Annotated in this window: 20 protein-coding genes; 15 read left to right on the plus strand and 5 right to left on the minus strand. The window is 67.8% G+C overall.

Annotation, left to right across the window (positions count from 1 at the left end; translation table 11 throughout):
- Positions 1–398, plus strand: a 398-nt coding sequence (locus NY1_RS03055; protein ID WP_233434179.1) for a heterodisulfide reductase-related iron-sulfur binding cluster, incomplete at its 5' end; no start/stop codon positions are given.
- 10 nt (positions 399–408) lie between these two features.
- Complete coding sequence (locus NY1_RS03060) at positions 409–666, plus strand: hypothetical protein (RefSeq protein WP_067707965.1); 258 nt, start codon at positions 409–411, stop codon at positions 664–666.
- Here NY1_RS03060 and NY1_RS03065 read toward each other — a convergent pair.
- Positions 653–1,903: a DUF6882 domain-containing protein gene (locus NY1_RS03065; protein ID WP_067707968.1), complete on the minus strand. Its 1,251-nt coding sequence runs from the start codon at positions 1,901–1,903 to the stop codon at positions 653–655. The genes NY1_RS03060 and NY1_RS03065 overlap by 14 nt on opposite strands.
- Before the next feature lie 333 nt (positions 1,904–2,236).
- Here NY1_RS03065 and NY1_RS03070 point away from each other — a divergent pair, with 333 nt between their 5' ends.
- Together NY1_RS03070 and NY1_RS03075 are read left to right on the plus strand one after the other, a co-directional pair.
- Positions 2,237–3,154, plus strand: coding sequence for a short-chain dehydrogenase/reductase (locus NY1_RS03070; protein ID WP_067707971.1), 918 nt, complete (start codon positions 2,237–2,239; stop codon positions 3,152–3,154).
- 176 nt (positions 3,155–3,330) lie between these two features.
- A complete protein-coding gene (locus tag NY1_RS03075; protein WP_067707974.1) occupies positions 3,331–3,558 on the plus strand; it encodes a DUF397 domain-containing protein in 228 nt (75 codons plus the stop codon).
- 81 nt (positions 3,559–3,639) lie between these two features.
- Here the strand turns inward: NY1_RS03075 and NY1_RS03080 are convergent, their stop codons facing one another.
- From NY1_RS03080 to NY1_RS03090, 3 genes are read right to left on the minus strand one after another with little or no spacing between them, the layout of a single operon-like run.
- Entirely contained in the window at positions 3,640–4,551 is a 912-nt protein-coding gene (locus NY1_RS03080) for a helix-turn-helix domain-containing protein (RefSeq protein ID WP_218028297.1), read from the minus strand.
- 15 nt (positions 4,552–4,566) lie between these two features.
- Positions 4,567–5,241 (minus strand): trimeric intracellular cation channel family protein, encoded by a 675-nt coding sequence (locus NY1_RS03085; protein WP_157575275.1) that lies wholly within the window; start codon positions 5,239–5,241, stop codon positions 4,567–4,569.
- A complete protein-coding gene (locus NY1_RS03090) occupies positions 5,238–5,846 on the minus strand; it encodes a cysteine hydrolase family protein (RefSeq protein WP_067707979.1) in 609 nt (202 codons plus the stop codon). The genes NY1_RS03085 and NY1_RS03090 overlap by 4 nt, the downstream gene beginning before the upstream one ends.
- 152 nt (positions 5,847–5,998) lie before the next feature.
- Here NY1_RS03090 and NY1_RS03095 point away from each other — a divergent pair, with 152 nt between their 5' ends.
- Complete coding sequence (locus NY1_RS03095) at positions 5,999–6,832, plus strand: helix-turn-helix domain-containing protein (protein ID WP_067707982.1); 834 nt, start codon at positions 5,999–6,001, stop codon at positions 6,830–6,832.
- On the opposite strand, the gene NY1_RS03100 is transcribed toward NY1_RS03095, so the two are convergent.
- On the minus strand, positions 6,806–7,438 hold the full coding sequence (locus NY1_RS03100; RefSeq protein ID WP_233434180.1) for a lysophospholipid acyltransferase family protein: 633 nt from the start codon (positions 7,436–7,438) through the stop codon (positions 6,806–6,808). The two genes, NY1_RS03095 and NY1_RS03100, sit on opposite strands and share 27 nt — an antisense overlap.
- 102 nt (positions 7,439–7,540) lie before the next feature.
- Here NY1_RS03100 and NY1_RS03105 point away from each other — a divergent pair, with 102 nt between their 5' ends.
- From NY1_RS03105 to NY1_RS03150, 10 genes are all read left to right on the plus strand, one after another.
- On the plus strand, positions 7,541–8,191 hold the full coding sequence (locus NY1_RS03105) for an NAD(P)H-binding protein (RefSeq protein WP_067708207.1): 651 nt from the start codon (positions 7,541–7,543) through the stop codon (positions 8,189–8,191).
- 149 nt (positions 8,192–8,340) lie between these two features.
- Positions 8,341–9,534 (plus strand): AAA family ATPase, encoded by a 1,194-nt coding sequence (locus NY1_RS03110; protein WP_067707987.1) that lies wholly within the window; start codon positions 8,341–8,343, stop codon positions 9,532–9,534.
- 26 nt (positions 9,535–9,560) lie between these two features.
- Positions 9,561–10,535, plus strand: coding sequence for a DUF58 domain-containing protein (locus NY1_RS03115; RefSeq protein WP_067707990.1), 975 nt, complete (start codon positions 9,561–9,563; stop codon positions 10,533–10,535).
- Positions 10,532–11,536, plus strand: coding sequence for a VWA domain-containing protein (locus NY1_RS03120; protein ID WP_067707993.1), 1,005 nt, complete (start codon positions 10,532–10,534; stop codon positions 11,534–11,536). Before NY1_RS03115 ends, NY1_RS03120 begins: the two co-directional genes overlap by 4 nt.
- 136 nt (positions 11,537–11,672) lie before the next feature.
- Complete coding sequence (gene fabG1, locus NY1_RS03125) at positions 11,673–12,389, plus strand: 3-oxoacyl-ACP reductase FabG1 (protein ID WP_067707995.1); 717 nt, start codon at positions 11,673–11,675, stop codon at positions 12,387–12,389.
- Between the two features lie 56 nt (positions 12,390–12,445).
- The gene (inhA, locus tag NY1_RS03130) at positions 12,446–13,285 is read left to right on the plus strand and encodes an NADH-dependent enoyl-ACP reductase InhA (protein ID WP_067707998.1); all 840 of its coding nucleotides are present in this window, start codon (positions 12,446–12,448) and stop codon (positions 13,283–13,285) included.
- 15 nt (positions 13,286–13,300) lie between these two features.
- Positions 13,301–14,374: a ferrochelatase gene (locus NY1_RS03135; protein WP_067708001.1), complete on the plus strand. Its 1,074-nt coding sequence runs from the start codon at positions 13,301–13,303 to the stop codon at positions 14,372–14,374.
- A gap of 120 nt (positions 14,375–14,494) precedes the next feature.
- The gene (locus NY1_RS03140) at positions 14,495–15,190 is read left to right on the plus strand and encodes a hypothetical protein (protein ID WP_157575277.1); all 696 of its coding nucleotides are present in this window, start codon (positions 14,495–14,497) and stop codon (positions 15,188–15,190) included.
- A gap of 74 nt (positions 15,191–15,264) precedes the next feature.
- Complete coding sequence (locus NY1_RS42600; protein ID WP_157762011.1) at positions 15,265–15,510, plus strand: hypothetical protein; 246 nt, start codon at positions 15,265–15,267, stop codon at positions 15,508–15,510.
- A 240-nt stretch (positions 15,511–15,750) separates the two neighbouring features.
- Positions 15,751–17,859 (plus strand): MMPL family transporter, encoded by a 2,109-nt coding sequence (locus tag NY1_RS03150; protein ID WP_218028298.1) that lies wholly within the window; start codon positions 15,751–15,753, stop codon positions 17,857–17,859.
- The last annotated feature ends 5 nt before the right edge of the window (positions 17,860–17,864 follow it).

Consider the following 17,864-nt stretch of genomic DNA (forward strand, 5'->3'; position numbering starts at 1 on the left):
CCACGCTGGTGGAGATGCCGCGTCACGGGGAGCGCTCGATGTGCTGTGGTGCTGGTGGCGCCCGCATGTGGATGGAAGAACAGCTCGGCAAGCGCATCAACGTCGATCGCGTCGATGAGGCCCTGTCCACCCTCAACGGTGGTAATGAGCCGTCGATGATCGCGACGGGTTGCCCGTTCTGCCGCGTGATGCTGACCGACGGTGTCACCGCCCGTAAGGACGGTGGCGAGGTCGGTCAGGGTGTCGAGGTCGTGGATGTGGCGCAGCTGATGCTGCAGTCCATCGACCGTATCGAGGCCAGGCAACTGACCGAAAACCTCAAGGTCAAGGCCCCGACCATGAATGGAGCCGCCGCCGAGCCCGCCGAAAAACCCGCCATCGCACCCGCTGACATCTAGGTTTCTGCGAATGCGCAACGGAATCTGCCCGAAATGCTCGGCCACCACAATCTACGCCGCCCAGAACGGCCTCCGACTGGGCGAGCACCCGCACGCGGTCCTCATGCCACACACCGGCCCCGGATTCCGGGGAATGGTGCAGGGCCACAACACGACCGGCCTATGGCAATTCGTCTGCAGCACGTGCGGATATCTCGAAACGTATGTGCTGGACGCCGCCGCGATCAGCTTCGTTCAGCAACGCTGGCTGCCCATCACACAGTCCTGAGCGCACCCATGATGTCGTAATGGGTGCGGATCAGCCCACCCTCGGAACCGTATTCGGCACGCAATTCGTAGAGGCCGAACATCGCGCCGGTGAAATACGGTTCGCCGACGTAAAGCATTGGCAGCCCGTGGTATTCGAGGAATCCGGATACCAGCGCGCGCATCGTCGGATAGCGATTGTGCACGCGGGTCAACGGATGCAGCATGTCGGCGGCGTTCTCGAGAATCGCGCAGGCGTGGTCGGGGTCGGTGCCGCGCGCCGATACGCGGGGATCGGTGAGGGCGAGGTTGACGTAGCCGGTCGCGGTGGGAGCGAACAGCCAGCCGACCGCTCCGCCGCGATGGACCGCGGCGGCAGCCAGCAGGTTCGCGATATTGGCGGGCTTCTCCTGGTCGTGCAGCGGAACCTGCTGGGCGGCCAGGTGATCGGCCTCGTGCTGGGTGGCGATGGCGCGAAGGGTGGCGACGCCCTGGAAAGCGGAATCGGACCATTCCCAGAGTTGGCGCTGGGTATCGAAGTGCCCGATTTCGGCGGCTTCGAAGGTCAAATCGGGCCGTCCGGCGTAGCAGAAGCGGCCGGAGGCGCGATCCCAGACCGGTCGGCGCTGGGGGAGTTCGGCGAGAGCGGGCTCGGCATCGAGCAGGACACCGCTCATCCCCATGGCGATGGCCGCCCCGGGCGCGAGCACGGGCAGCAGTGAATCGGGAATGAAGCCGGGAGCAGCCCCACGCGGTGCCGGGCCACCGGTATTGATCACCCGCTCGGTCGTGCCACGCAACAATTCGCCGGCGGCCCGCTCGAAAATGGCAGTGCGCTCCGGATCCGCCACTGCCACCGGCACCGACTCGTCATCGATCATCAAATAGGTGTACGCGCGCCCACCATGATTGAACTTCGTCATCCCCCGCACACCCAGCACCGCCTGCGCCAGCAACGCCAGCTGATCAGCTGCCAGCCACGGATCCTCGAACCGATTCAAATCAACCAGCGCGCTCGTCAGTTCCGGCACATCGTGCCGAACACCGATGTCCCGCAACCGATTCGCATGCTCCGTCCCCGCCCACCCCCGCAGCTGATCGTTCGCCCAAGCCCACAGAAACGTCCCATCCTCCGCAAACGACCCCAAATGCCCCGACCGCCCGAACTCCCGCCCCCCGATCCACACCTTGGCCACCTCCGCGTCCACGCGGGTATGTCCCACCGGAATCGCTCGTGAGAAAGCATCGTATTGTTCCATGGCTCCGCGCAGGCTCCCCCGAGCGAGAGACGTCAAAGCATCACTGAATGTCTCCACGCCCGGGACGCTACCAGCACGGGCGTGGTAGCTGGCCAGCGAATATGCAGCTAGTACAGGTGATCCGGGGTGCGGGTTTGCGGGGACCCGGGGTGGGAATGGCGGGGTTGTCGAAAAATCGAATCGGACCGTCGGGCTGGCGAATTGTCGGGGGTGCTGCGGAATGTATTGCGGCGCTCTAGGATTCGGGTTCTAAAAGAATGGACCGTGGGATTCGGTGGCGATCAGCGGCGATGTCTTCCGGACCGGTTCGAAAGCCGGAGAGGAGCATTGACGATGGGCCGATTGGAATTGAACGGCAAGGTGGCGCTGGTGACGGGGGGAACGCGGGGGATCGGGTTGGCGACCGCGCGGGCGCTGCGGGAACGGGGGGCGCGGGTCGCGATTATCGGGCGGGACGGTGAGAACGCGGCGAAGGTGGCTGCGAGTTTGGGGGACGGGGTGCTCGGGCTGGGGGCGGATGTGGGGGATCGGGCGGCGGTGGAGTTGGCGGTGGCGGCAACCGTCGAGCGATTCGGGCGGTTGGATGTGGCGGTGGCCAATGCGGGGGTGACGGCGCGGCTGGCCACGGTGCGCGCCATGCCGCCGGAGGAGTTCGAGAAGGTGGTGCGGGTCAATCTGCTGGGCGCCTACTACACCGCGCACGCGGCGCTGCCGCACATTCTCGAGACGCGCGGGCACATCTCGCTGGTGTCGTCCATCTACGCGTTCACCCAGGGCGCGTTCGTGGCCCCGTACGCGGCCAGCAAGGCCGCGGTGGAACAGTTCGGGCGGGCGCTGCGCGTGGAGCTCGCGCCGCACCGGGCGAGCGTCACGGTCGCCTACTTCGGGTTCGTGGACACCGACATGGTGCGTTTCGAGGTCGACACCGATCCGCTCGGGGTGCGCGGAACCGGTTTGGTGCCATGGCCGTTGAATCAGCACCTCACCCCGGAACAGGGCGCGGAGGCGCTGATTCGCGGCATCGAGCAGCGGTCCGCGCAGATCATCGCGCCGAGTCAGTGGTCGGTCCTGTCGGTGCTGCGCGGCATCGTCAATCCCGGGGTGGACTTCGTGATGTCGAAGCTGCCGCTCATTTCCGAACTGGTAACGCAGGGTGATAGCCAGGGAGTCGCTGATCCGGCGCCCGTGGATCCGCCGGAACGGCCCGCCGATCGGAAGGAAGCCGCCCTGCGCGGTGGCCGCGTCGAGTGATCTTTCTTGTCGGTGGGTCGCCGTAGAGTTGCGTACATGGGAAATTCGGTGCGCCGGCGGGCGGGCCCGGGCGAATTCAGTTGCGCAGCCGGCGGTTCGGATATCACTGTGTGTGTCGTAAGCGATTCACGTGCAGGGTCATGGGGAGTGGCCCTCCGGGGGAAGGAATGAATGCCATGAACGGCAACAAGATTCGCGGGGAGCATCGCGGCGGCCCGAGGTTTGCGAAGAGCAGCTTCAGTTACGGCGGCGGCGATTGCGTCGAGGTCGCGTACCACGACGGCCGGATCGCGTTGCGTGACTCCAAGGATCGGTACAGCCCGACCTTGTGGTTCACGCGATCGGAGTGGCGGGCATTCGTGTCGGGCGTACGCGCCGGCGAATTCGATTTCGGATTGTTGTGAGGCAGGTGGTGTCGCAGCGAATTCGCTGCGACACCACCACCCCTCGTGCGGCCGACCCCTCGTACAGCCGCGTGAATCAGGTCAAGTGGTGGACATGCGGAGGATTTCGGCCCGGAGTGCGGCGATGAATTCGCGGGCGTCGGTGTCGAACAAGGCCATTCGCGTCAATGCGTCCCAGCGGCGTCGATGGGCGTCGACCTGTTCGGGGCCTCGGGAAACCATGTTCCCCGGGATCGGCTCCGCCGACGCGAGCGCGTTGTCCTCGTTCTCGTAAATGACGAAACCGTGCGGAATCGTGGTGCACGCCTCGATATCCTGCGGAATCACGCCGATGGTGACCGTATCGAGGGTCTCGATGGAAATGATCCGATCGAGCTGGGCCAGCAGCACCCGATGGGGTCCGGGCCGGAAGCGCAGTGCCGCTTCGGTAATGAGGAATTCGAACCGTTTGGCGGTGTCGTACAGCACGAGCTGACGATGCAGGCGCGCGGCGAGCGCGGCCGCCAGGTCTTCTTTGGAATAGGGGGGATCGAAATTGGCGAATACCCGCCGTGCGTAGTCGGCGGTCTGTAGTAGCCCCGGGATCAGCGACGGCTGGAAGTTCCGCACCAGGTGCGCGTCTTCCTCGAATTCGCGGATGTCGTCCTGTAGGTGGGGGCGGCCGACGAGCGAGGCCGCCCAGTCGTGCACCTCGGGCGAATGCGCCGCTTCGGTGAGAGTGCGTAGCGCGTGCTGGCATTCCGGTTCGGCGCCGACCTCGCGCGCCCAGTCCAGCACCTGCGGTAGCGACGGCACCACGTGACCCGCTTCGATGCGCGAGAGCGTGGACTGGCTGATTCCGACCCGCTTGGCCAGTTCCCGGCCGGAGATCCCGGCCAGGTCGCGCAGGCGGCGTAGCTCACCACCGAGCCGCACCCGTGGGTGCGACTCGGGCGCAACCGGATTCGCGGCAACTGCCGCGGCGTCGGTCGCGCCCTCTTCGGGGTGATTCACTGGAACCATAGTGATTCAAATCGAATCACTTTGATTCCGATCAGTCAAGGCGGGCGGAATAACCGGCCGGGCAAGCGGACTCGTCCAGGAGCGCCCGAGCGCGAGTATGCGCAGGCCCGCGGCCACGACCACCGCCGCGATCGTGGCGGCGAGTGATCCGGACCACGGCCGGGCGAGCAGGAATATCGCGGCCGCGCCCAAAGCGGCTGTGACGTACCAGGATCCGACGCGAATCAGACCGATCGGGTCGCCGAGCAGCAGATCGCGCAGCAGTCCGCCGCCGCTGCACGCCACCAACCCGACCAGTACAGCGCTGCCCACCGGCAGCCCGGCGTGCTCGGCTTTGGTGATCCCGAGCGTCAGGTACAGCCCGATGGATACCGCGTCCAGCAGCAGCACCGCAATCTCCACGCGAACGACCAAGCGCGCGAAGACCATTCCCGCACCGGCCGCGAGAACCGTAACCAGCAGATAGCGGTCGCCGCGCAGGGCGGCGGGCGGCGCACCCAGCAGCACATCGCGCAGCAAGCTCCCGCCGAGCCCGGTCGCGAATCCGACGATGACCACCCCGAGCACGTCGATCCGCTCGGCGGCGGCCCGCACGGTCGCGGCGGCCGCCCCGCCGACCGCCCCGACCGCCACCGCCGCGAGATCCAAACCGACTGGGATGTGCAGTATTTCGCCGCTCACGACCGCGCCGCGGCGGTACTGGCGAAGATGTTCGACCGCACCGGTTCCGGCCCGCCCGCGATCGCCTCGATCCACTCCCGGGTCGTGCACACCGCGGCGAATCGCGACTGCAAGGTCACCAGCACCGCCTCGTGCAACTGCTCGGCACCGACATTCCCCGCCTCATTGGCCATCCCGAGCGTCCCGGTGGCATCGGCCAGGAACTCCACCGCGAACCCCCGGTGCACGGCATCGCGCGCGGTGGACTCATCGCAGTTCTGCGTCATATACCCCGCGATCACCACCGTGTCGATCCCACGCTCGGTCAGCCACTCCGCCAACCCCGTCCCGGTGAAACTGGACGGCAGCGTCTTCTCCAGCAAGACCGTGTACGGCCGCTCCGCCACCACCGGATGCAGGGCGAAACCCGCACTGCCGACCGCGAACAGCGGTGATTCCGGGGGAGCGGCATGCTGAATCATGACGATCGGGATCCCGGCCCGCGCCGCCGCGTCCATGGCAGCGCCGATATTGGCCAGACTGATGTCCAGCGGCGGATAGGCGATGGGCAGTCCGCCCCCGATGTATTCGTTCTGTACGTCGATCACGAGCAACGCGCGCTGCATGGATTCCGGATTCCTTCCGAGTTAGCCGGGCGATGGCCGAAAGCGGCCCCGGCATCCAGCCTCGGCGACCCGGAAGTCCCTCGGGAGCACCCTGTTTCGCCCCGGGTCCACGCAACCGGGGGTCTGTCAGGCCCCCTTTAAGATGGCCGACCGTGGAGGAGATCCCGAAGATCGGCGCGTTCCTGCGCACCCGGCGCGCCCGCCTGCGCCCGGATCAGGTCGGTCTGATCCCGTACGGCGACCGCCGCCGCGTGCCGGGTCTGCGCCGGGAGGAGCTGGCGCGGTTGGCCGGCATCAGCGTCGACTACTACATCCGCTTCGAACGCGGCCGCCTGGACAATGTCTCGGACGCGGTGATCGACGCGGTGGCGACGGCGCTGCGCCTGGACCCCGACGAACGCGACTACCTCTACAACCTCGCGCGCCCGCCCCGGACCGAAACGGCCGCACCGGGTCCGGTGCTGCGCCCGCGCCTGACCCAGATGCTCGCGGCCCTGGACCCTACGCCCGCCTATGTGGTCGGGCATCACACCGACATCCTGGGCTGGAACCGCGCCGCCGCCGCCGTCTTCGATATCGACTTCGCGAATATCCCCGGCCCCGAACGCACCTGGGCCCACCTGGTCTTCCGCCATGACGCCGTCCGCGCGCTGTGCGCACCGGTCTGGCCGCGCGTGGCCCGCCAGATCGTCACCTATCTGCGCCTGCGCGCCGCCGCCCGCCCCGCCGATCCGGCCCTGCGCGCCCTGCTCACCGAGATGACCGCGACCAGCGAACAATTCCGCCACATGTGGGACACCCAGGACGTCACCGATATCGCCCACGGCCGCTACCACCTACAGCATCCGCGCGCCGGTGACCTGCACCTGGATTACGAATTCCTCACCCTGCCCGCCGATCCGGGCGCGCGGGCGGTGGTCGTCTACAGCGCCGAACCGGACACGCCCTCGCACACCGCGTTACGCGCTCTCACCGGGCTCGCCTGAACTCAGTTCCTCGATCCGCGACCGCAGGACCTCGAGCAGTTTGTCCGGATCATCGAATTCGGCGGGATCGAGCGGTGCGCCGAAGTGAATCCGCACCCGCTGACTGCGGTCGAACGCCTTGCCGTCCCCGCGCACCCGCCGCATGGGCAGCACCCGGTCGGTGCCCCAGGTCCCCACCGGCACGATCGGAACCCCGGTCGCCAGCGCCAGTTTCGCCACCCCGGGCTTGTACGGTTCGTGCTCCCCGGGCCCGACCAGCCGCCCCTCCGGGTAGATGATCAGCACGCCGCCGTGCCGCAGAATCGTCTCCGCCTGCGTCATCGCCGCCTGCCCCGACGCACTGTCCTTGCGCACCACCGGAATCTGCCCGAGCCGCCGCACCAGCCAGCCCACCACCGGCCACGACCACAACTCGGCCATGGCGATGGCGATCGCGCGCCGCCGCAGCGCACCCCACAGAAACACCGCATCGAGCATCGAAATGTGATTGCTCGCCACGATCACCGGCCCGTGCGCCGGCACCGACTCGCGTCCGATCACCGTGACGTGCACGAACCGCGACCACGCCAGCCCGCGCAAGACCCGGCGCACCAGTTTCGTGGTCACCCACGCGCGTTTTCCCAGCCCTTTGGGGCGTCGTCCCGCGTCCTCGTCCATTCGTCCCCCAAACTGTTCGTTTGACAGTGAAACTACCCGGAGGAGTTGCTCGTGAAGGTCTTCCAGATCGGCGCCGCGGGCGGGATCGGCCGTCGTTTGGCCGCCCTGCTGACCGAAGTCGGCGACGAAGTCACCGGTATGCACCGCAATCCCGATCAGGCCGACACCATCACCGATTCCGGCGCGACCCCCGTCACGGGTGATCTCATCACCGACGGCATCGATGCACTGGCCGAAAAATTCCGCGGCCACGACGCCATCGTCTTCTCCGCGGGCGCGCACGGCACCGGCATGGACAAGACCACCCTCATCGACGGAAAAGGCCTGGAGAAAGCCGCCGACGCCGCCCGGCTCGCCGGAGTGTCGCGATTCCTGCTGGTCTCGGTCTTCCCCGATGCCGGGCGCGACCGCGACACCGGCGAGGGATTCGAGCACTACATGCGGGTGAAGAAGACCGCCGATGTGTATCTGACCCGCACCGCACTGGACTGGCTCATCGTGCGTCCCGGCACGCTGCGCAACGAACCCGGAAACGGCCTGGTCACCGCGGGTCCGGCCATCGAATACGGGGACGTGGCCCGCGATGACGTCGCCGCGTTCCTGGCCGCGGCTCTGCATCGCCCCGAATTGAACCGGGTGATCGTCGAGCTGACCGACGGCACCACGCCCGTCGCGGAGGCCATCGATCGTTTGCTGGAATGAGACTGGCAGACTGCGAACCAGGGCGGCTGATCCCAACCAGGTGCGGCAATTACGGCAGATACCTGGAATAGTTGTGGCAGCACGCACAGAGACCAAGGCGAAAGCGGGGATGTTGGGTGACTTCGACTGATGGTGTGAGTGGGGCGACGATGGCGAAATCGGATACGCCGGCTCCCGTTTCCAGCACCCTCGAGCGCGATGTCCAGACGCTGGAAAAGGCGATCTACGAAGTCAAGCGGGTGATCGTCGGCCAGGATCGCCTGGTGGAGCGGCTGCTCGTGGGTGTGCTCGCGCGGGGACATGTGCTCCTGGAGGGTGTGCCGGGTATCGCCAAGACCCTCGCCGTGGAGACCTTCGCGAAAGTGGTGGGCGGCAGCTTCTCTCGTGTGCAGTTCACGCCCGACCTGGTGCCTACCGACCTCGTCGGTACCCGTATCTACCGGCAGGGCCGCGAGGAGTTCGACACCGAACTCGGCCCGGTGGTGGCGAACTTCGTGCTCGCCGACGAGATCAACCGCGCGCCCGCCAAGGTGCAGTCGGCGCTGCTCGAGGTGATGGCCGAACGGCACGTGTCGATCGGCGGCAAGACCTACCCGATGCCGAATCCGTTCCTGGTCATGGCGACTCAGAACCCGATCGAATCCGAAGGCGTGTACCCGCTGCCCGAGGCGCAGCGCGACCGCTTCCTGTTCAAGGTGGTCGTGGACTACCCGTCGGTGGAGGAAGAGCGCGAGATCATCTACCGGATGGGCGTGACCCCGCCGGAGCCCAAGCGGGTGCTGGAGCCGACCGAGCTGGTGCGCCTGCAGCAGCTGGCCGCCAACACCTTCGTGCATCACGCGCTGGTGGACTACGTCGTGCGCGTCATCGCCGCCACCCGTAAGCCCGCCGATTTCGGCCTGCACGATGTGGCCGGCTGGATCTCCTACGGCGCCTCGCCGCGCGCCAGCCTCGGCATCATCGCCGCCGCGCGCGCGGTGGCGCTGATCCGCGGCCGCGACTACGTGGTCCCGCAGGACGTCGTGGAGGTCATCCCGGACGTGCTGCGGCACCGGCTGGTGCTGTCCTACGACGCGCTCGCCGACGAGATCACCCCCGACGAGGTGATCCGCCGCGTGCTGCAGACCGTCGGCCTGCCGCAGGTGGCCCCGCAGGCCGTGGCCCCGACCGGCGCCGCCCCGGCCGCTCCGATGCCCGCCGCGCCGCAGCCCGCCGCGCCCGCCATGGGTCCGCACGGCGTCCCGCAGGGCGCGCCCGGGATCCCGCAGCCGCCGCAGCAGAGCATCCCGCAGCCGCCGAACGGTCAGCTTCCGGGCGTGCCCGGCCAGCCGCAGGCCAAGTGAGACGAGATTCGGATCCGGTTGCGCCCGTGACGAATCCCGTGTCCGGCGGTTCACCGCACCGCCCGCCCTCCTTCCGGGCGGGTGAGCTGAGTGATCCGCGTTTGTCCGCCGCCTTGAAGACCCTCGAGCTCACCGTGCGCCGCCGCCTGGACGGGGTGCTGCACGGTGACCATCTGGGCCTGATTCCCGGCCCGGGCTCCGAGCCCGGTGACGCCCGCATGTATCAGCCGGGTGACGATGTGCGCCAGATGGATTGGTCGGTGACCGCGCGCACCACGCATCCGCACGTGCGCCAGATGATCGCCGACCGGGAGCTGGAGACCTGGCTGGTGGTGGATCTGTCCGCCAGCCTCGACTTCGGCACCGGCCTGTGCCAGAAGCGGGATCTGGTGGTGGCCGCGGCCGCCGCGGTCACGCATCTGACCAGCGGCGGCGGTAACCGGATCGGCGCGGTCGTCGCCAATGGCGAACAGCTGATCCGCATTCCGGCGCACAGCGGCCGCGTGCACGCCCAGTCCATGCTGCGCAAGATCGCCACCACCCCGCACGCCCGTGACGGGGTGCGCGGGGATCTGCGCGGAGCCATCGAGGCCCTGCGCCGTCCGCAGCGCAAACGCGGTCTGGCTGTGATCATTTCCGATTTCCTCGGCGATATCGACTGGCAGCGTTCGCTGCGCGCCATCTCCGGCCGCCACGATCTGCTCGGCGTCGAGATCCTGGATCCGCGTGATCTGGAATTGCCCGACCTCGGCGATGTGGTGCTGCACGATCCGGAGACCGGCCGCACCCGCGAGTTCAGCGTGACCCCGCAGCTGCGCGCCGATTACGCGCGCGCCGCCGGCCTGCATCGCCAGCAGGTCGAGGGTGCGCTGCGCAGTTGCGGTGCGCCCGTGATGACCCTGAGCACCGATCGGGACTGGATCACCGATGTGGTGCGATTCGTGTCCGCCCGGCGCCACACCTTCGGCGCCTCGACCACCCGGCAGGTACCGCGGCAGTGAGTATTACTGGCTTCACTTCGTATGTCTGGTTCCTGTTCCTGGCCGTGATCGCGGCCATCGCCCTGGTGTACGTGCTGGTCCAGCGCGGGCGGCACAAGCAGATGCTGCGCTTCAGCAATATGGAGCAGCTGGAGAAGGTCGCGCCCAGCGGGCCGAAGCCGTGGCGGCACATCCCGATCGCGCTGCTGCTCACCGCGCTGGTGTGCTTCACCATCGCCGCCGCGGGTCCGACCGAGGCCAAGAAGGTGCCGCGCAACCGGGCCACCGTGGTGCTGGTGCTGGACGTGTCGCTGTCCATGGAGGCCACCGACGTGCCGCCGAGCCGCCTGCAGGTGGCGCAGAAGGCGGCCAAGGAATTCGCCGACGGCCTGACCCCGGGCGTGAACCTGGGCCTGGTCACCTTCGCGGGCACGGCCTCGGTGCAGATGTCGCCGACCACCAATCGCGAAGCGGTGAAGGCGGCCATCGATAACATCAAACTGGCCGAGCGCACCGCCACCGGTGAAGGCATCCTGACCGCCCTGCAATCCATCGACACCCTGGCTTCGGTGCTGGGCGGCGCGGAGACCCCGCCTCCCGCCCGCATCGTCCTGATGTCCGACGGCAAGCAGACGGTCCCCGCCGACAACGACGTCGACAATCCCCGCCACGGTTTCACCGCGGCCCGCCTGGCGAAGAGCAAAGGCGTTCCGGTGTCCACGATTTCGTTCGGCACCACCTGGGGCACCGTCGAGATCCCCGATTCCGACGGCAAGGGCTCCCAGCGCGTCAAGGTCCCTGTCGACGACGACTCGCTGCGCGAGATCGCCAAACTGTCCGGCGGCGAGTTCTACACCGCCTCCAGCCTGGAGGAATTGAACGCCGTCTACGACACCCTGGAAGAGCAGATCGGCTACGAGAACACCCGTGGCGACGCCAGCCGCCCCTGGATGCTCCTGGCCGGCCTGCTGGTCGCCGCCGGTGTCGGTTCCGGACTGATACTGCGCCAGCGCATTCCGTAATCCGCGGCCGCGAAAATGCCCGACGCTACCCGACCTCGGCCGGGTGGTTTCGGGCATTCGTCGTTTTTGTTCCGATGTCGAATGTGATGTTGCCCCAATGTGGGCATCCCGGACCTCACCGGTTAAGTTCTACGGCATGTCGAACTCTTCCAGGTCGGTACTGGTTACGGGCGGCAACCGCGGCATCGGGCTCGCGGTCGCACAGCGTCTGCTCGCCGATGGACACAAGGTTGCCGTCACCCATCGTGGTTCGGGGGTGCCGGAGGGACTCTTCGGCGTGAAATGCGATGTGACCGATGCCGAATCGGTCGATCGCGCGTTCACCGAGGTCGAAGCGCACCAGGGTCCGATCGAGGTCGTGGTGGCCAACGCCGGCATCGTCGACAACGTGCTGTTCATGCGCATGAGCGAGGAATCGTTCAACAAGGTCATCGACGCCAACCTGACCGGTGCGTGGCGAGTGGCGCAGCGCGCCAACCGCAATATGCTCAAGCACCGCTTCGGCCGCATCGTCTTCCTCGGCTCGGTGGTCGGGCAGATCGGCGCCCCGGCGCAGGTCAGCTACGCGGCGGCCAAGGCCGGTCTGGTCGGTATGGCGCGCGCCATCACCCGTGAGGTCGGCAAGCGCAACATCACCGCCAATGTGGTCGCGCCCGGTCTCATCGACACCGATATGACCCGTGACGAGATGACCCCGGAAATGCGCAAGACGGCGCTCGATTTCATCCCTGCGGGCCGGATCGGCCAGGCCGAGGACGTGGCCGGCGTGGTCAGCTTCCTGGTCGGCGACGACGCCTCCTACATCTCCGGCGCGATCATCCCGGTCGACGGCGGCATGGGCATGGGCCACTAGGCTCTGCCCTACCCGCGCACTCCCTGTCCCTTCCAAAGAGGAGAACCGACCAACTCATGGGTGGATTGCTCGAAGGCAAGACCGTACTCATCACCGGCATCATCACCGATTCCTCCATCGCCTTCCACGCGGCCGCGGTCGCGCAGGAGCAGGGCGCGAAGGTGATCATCACCGGTATTCCGGAGCGGCTGCGGCTGATCGACCGGATCGCCAAGCGCCTGCCGCAGGAGGTGCCGCCGGCGATCGGGCTCGACATCACCAGCGAGGAGAACCTCTCGGAGCTGGCCGACAAGGTGCGGGAGCTGGCGCCCGAGGGCATCGACGGCGTGCTGCACTCCATCGCCTTCGCGCCCAAGACCCTGATGGGCCCGGACGCGGTCAACTTCCTCGACGCGCCCGGCCCGGACGCGGCCAAGGCGTTCGAGATCTCGGCCTGGAGCTACGCCTCGCTGGCGCGCGCCGTGCTGCCGGTCATGAACGAGGGCGGCTCCATCGTGGGCATGGACTTCGATCCGCGCACCGCCATGCCGTTCTACAACTGGATGGGTGTGGCCAAGGCCGCGCTCGAGTCCGTGAACCGCTATGTGGCGCGGGAAATGGGCGAGGCCAAGAAGATTCGCTCGAACCTGATCGCGGCCGGCCCGATCAAGACCCTCGCCGCCAAGGCCATCGCGGGCACCGCCACCGATGACGCCAAGCAGCTGAACATGCTCAACGAGTACTGGGACGGCGCCTCGCCCATCGGCTGGGACGTGGACGACCCGACGGTGGTGGCCAAGTCCATCGTCACGCTGCTCTCGGATTGGCTGCCGGGCACCACCGGTTCCATCATCTACGTGGACGGCGGCGCCAGCCACAACACCTGGTTCCCGGAAAACGGCTTCGCGGCCAACTGATTCGAGGAGGACACAGTGGCTGTCGAGTCCACTGCGCACGAAGTGGATGGGCTGCTACTGCTGTCTTTCGGCGGCCCCGAACGCCCCGAGGACGTGATGCCGTTCCTGGAGAACGTCACCCGGGGCCGGGGCATCCCGCCGGAGCGGCTCGCCGAAGTCGCGGAGCACTATCTGCACTTCGGCGGGGTGTCGCCGATCAATGCCTTGAATCTGGAGATCATCAAGGCGGTCGAGGCCGAATTCGCCGCGCGCGGTTGGGATCTGCCGGTGTACTTCGGCAATCGCAATTGGCATCCCATGGTGGAGGACACCGTGGAACGCATGCGCGCGGACGGGATTCGCTCGGCGCTGGTGTTCCCGACCTCCGCGTGGGGCGGGTATTCAGGGTGCCTGCAATACCACGAGGACATTTCGCGGGCGCGTGACGCGGTGGCGGACGCGCCCGATCTGACCAAGCTGCGGCAGTACTTCGATCATCCGCTGCTGATCGAGGCGTTCGCCGATGCCGTGCGGGCGGCGGTGGCGCGACTACCCGCGGACCGGCAGGCACGCGCCCGGCTGGTCTTCACCGCGCATTCCATCCCGGTGTCGGCCGACCATGCGTCCGGCCCGCCGCAGGAGCAGGATCTCTACAGCCGCCAGGTCGCCGAGGCGGCTCGATTGGTCGCCGCCGCAACCGGTTTCGCCGACCACGACCTGGTGTGGCAGTCGCGCTCCGGGCCGCCGCAGATCCCGTGGCTGGACCCCGACATCGTCGACCACCTGGACGCGCTGGCGGCCCAGGACGTGGACGCGGTCGTGGTGTGCCCGGTCGGGTTCGTCTCCGATCACCTGGAAGTGATCTGGGATCTTGACAACGAGGCCGCCCAGCGCGCCGCCGAACTCGGCATCGCCTTCGCCCGCGCCGCCACCCCCGGCCCGGATCCGCGGTTCGCGCGCCTGGTCGCGGACCTGGTGCAGGAGTACCTGTCCGATGCCGCTCCGGCCCGCCTGGGCGCGGTCACCGGCCTCGGCTGCACCCTCAACGGCGCGCCCTGCACGCCCGGTTGCTGCGCATTGCCCCCGCGCCCGGCCCGCCCGGCTTCGTAACCGCCGCTCCTTCGCGATCGTCGAATTCGCTCGCCCGATACCGGTCTATGCGACTGGGCACCCGTCCGGTAGCCCGCACGGGATACCATGCGAGCCATCACGATTCAGAAGGGTACATTCATGTCCAACCCCGGTGAGGGTGCGCAGGCCACGGCCGGTGAGCATCCGAAACCGTCGCAGCGCTCCAGCACGAAGTCGGTGACGGTTCCGTCGATTCCGGAGTACGCGCCCGCCGTGCCGCCGCCGTTCCTCAACGAGTCCAAACGATCCGCGGGATCGCGCACGCCGCTCATTGCCGCGGGCGTGCTGGCGGTGCTCGGCATCGCCGGAACCGCGTTCTACGGCATGCGGGCGAGCAGCGCGCAGGACACCGCCGACGAACGCGCGCACACCATCGCCGAACAGCGCAAGCAGGTCTCGGACGCCAAACAGGCCGACACCCGCCGCGCCGCCGCGCTGAAAGCGGCCTGCGACTACACCGTCACGCTGACCAGCTACGACTTCACCGATCCGGAACGGTATTTCACCGCCGTGCAGAACGCCTCCACCGGTGTCTGGCAGCAGGAATTCGCCAATTCCACCGCCGGGCTGCGGGATTGGATCGGCGGGCAGTTCGTGCGCAGCGCCGCCGTCGAAAGCCACTGCGGCGTCACCGCGCTGGACGGCAAGAAGGCCGAGGTGCTGGCCTCGGTGAAACAGCAGCAGTGGACCGTCGACATTCCGGACTCGCATCTGGTGCCGCTCACCCTGGTGCTCGAGCTGGAAGAACAGTCCGACGGGCGTTGGCTGGTCAGCGAATCGCGGCCGGCTGTCTGAGATCATCGTGAGAACGTCCGCCCGATCCGCCCCTGGGCGCGCGCGGGCGGGCGGTCAATTGTATTGTCGCGCGGGTGAGTACACAGGGAAGAACTACTACGGCGCGACGTCCGCAGTCCGGGCGCGCGGGTCAGGGCGGGGGAGCGGCGAGCAAGAAGCGGGCGCTCGGAGCGCCCGACGTCTTCGTCTGGTTGCCGGTGATGGGTTTGTTCATGGCGGCCGGCATTTGCGCGACCATCGGCCAATCCATCCTGCTAGCCGCGGGATTGGTGGCGGCGGCGGTGGTGCTCGTGGTGGCCGATATGTTCTTCAACCGCTGAATCAGGCGGCCGAGCGTGATCTGCTCGGGAGCCACGTCGCGGAGTTCGATGCCGAGGTAGGCCGGCGCAGGGATCGGCGCGCCGGCCGGACGGGATTCGGCGGGGTCCACTGATCGGTGGACCCGAGGTTCCACCGGTAGCCGCTGTCGGCAATATCGCGCGATGAACAAGATTCATCCCATGCGTAATCGCTCGATCGGTTTGGCTCGTTGGAGTATTCGGCACCCCGGGTGGGCGATCGTGAGCTGGCTGCTCTTCGTGGTGCTGTGTGTGGGGATCGGACTCGCGATCGGTGGGAAGGCCGCGGGGACCGAGGATTTCCGAGTCGGGGAAGCCGGGCGCGGCGAGGCGATGGCCGCGCGAGGGGGACTGCAACAGCGGGCCCTCGAGCGGGTGCTCATCACGGCGCGGCCCGGGACCGAGCCGGATACGGCCGCCGTCGCGGCGGCGGTGCGTGCGGTCAGCGACCGGATGCGAGCCTTGCCGGAAGTGGAAACGGTTGGCGCGCCCCAGTATTCGCGCGACGGTGGGGTGGTGCGTATCGACGTCGTCATGGCGGGCGTCGAACTCGACGGCAAGAAGCACGTCGGGCCGCTGCGCGCGCAGACCGCGCAGGTGCAGGCCGCAAACCCGGACCTGCTGGTGGAGGAGACCGGCGGACCGTCGATCAGCCGGGGCGTGGAGGAACTGCGCGGTCGCGACCTGTCACGGACCGAGCTGATCGCGCTGCCGCTCACCCTGCTGACGCTGCTGGTCGTCTTCCGCTCGGTGACCTTGGCCTTGGTGCCGCCGTTGCTGGCGATCTCGGCGATCGCCGCGGCCATCGGATTGTCCATGCCCGCATCGCATCTGGTGCCCGACAACGGGGTGGGCACCAACATCATTCTGCTGATCGGGATGGCGGTGGGCGTCGACTACACCCTGTTCTATCTGAAGCGGGAACGCGAAGAGCGCGCTCGCGCCCGCGGCAGACTGCCCGCGGCGGCCGTCGTCGCACTGGCCGCGGCCACCTCGGGCCGGGCGGTCATGATCTCCGGGTTCGCGGTCGCGATCTCCAGCGCGGCAATGTTTCTGGCCGACGACGTGATCTTCTCCTCGATCGCCACCGCCACGATTCTCGTCACCCTGGTCGCCGTGCTCGGCTCATCGACGGTCCTGCCGGGGCTGCTGGTGCTGCTGGGCGCGCGATCCGATCGCCCCGGACAGCACAGTGCTACCGACTCCCGCTGGCATCGGCCCGGGCGGATCACGGGCGCGATGCTCGGATTCGTCGCTCGTGAACCCGCCGCGGCCCTGGCTGTCTCGGTGCTCGCGCTGCTGGGCGCGACGGCGCCGCTGCTCGGACTCGAGCTGTCCGATATGGGGCGGGAGACCCATCCGCGGAGTATCGCCGCCATGCGGACGTTCGATCGGTTGAATCAAGCGTTCCCGGAACTGAAATCGATGCATCAGGTCGTGGTCACCGCCCGGCCCGAGATGTTCGACCAGGTGACCGGGGCACTGTCGGAGCTGGCCCGGCGTGCGCAGTCGGATCCGGCGCTGGCCGGAACATCGGAGTTGCGCTTCTCGCCCGATCATCGGGTCGCTTTGCTGGAACTTCCGGTGCCGCACTACGTGAGCGAACCGGCGGCGCTGGCTTCGCTGGAGCGGCTGCGCGATATGTACGTACCCGCCACCGTGGGTGCGCTTCCCGATGCCGAATCGGCCGTGACCGGTGATGTCGCCCGCTATGCCGATTATCCGGAGCATCAGAAACGCCAATTGCCCTGGGTCGTCGGCGCGCTGCTGCTGGCCACGTGCGCGCTGACGATCTGGGCGTTCCGGTCGGTCGTCCTCGGACTCGTCGGCGTCGTGCTCAACCTGCTGTCGGCCGGGGCCGCGCTCGGGCTGCTCACCGTGACCTTCCAGCACACGTGGGCCGAACGCCTGCTCGATTTCCACTCGACGGGAACGATCGGCTCCCGGGTGCCGCTGCTGCTGCTGGTCATCCTGTTCGGGCTGTCGATGGACTACCAGGTGTTCGTGCTCAGCCGCATCGAAGAAGCCCGGCGGAGCGGATTACCGATGCGGCAGGCCGTGCTCGACGGCATCGGGGGTTCGGCGAGCGTGGTCACCAGCGCTGCCTTCGTCATGACAACCGTATTCGCGGCGTTCGTCCCGTTGCACATCATGGAGATGAAGCAGATGGGCTTCGCCCTCGCGATCGCGGTCCTGCTGGACGCCTTCGTCATTCGGATCCTGCTGCTGCCCGCGCTCCTGCTGCTGCTCGGCGACCGCACCTGGTGGCCCGCGCGCCTGCCCGGGCGCACGCGTGACGTCGGTGATCGCGCATGGCGGAAAGTAGGCTGATCGGA

This window comes from Nocardia yamanashiensis NBRC 100130, from assembly GCF_001613325.1.
Lineage (GTDB): Bacteria > Actinomycetota > Actinomycetes > Mycobacteriales > Mycobacteriaceae > Nocardia > Nocardia yamanashiensis.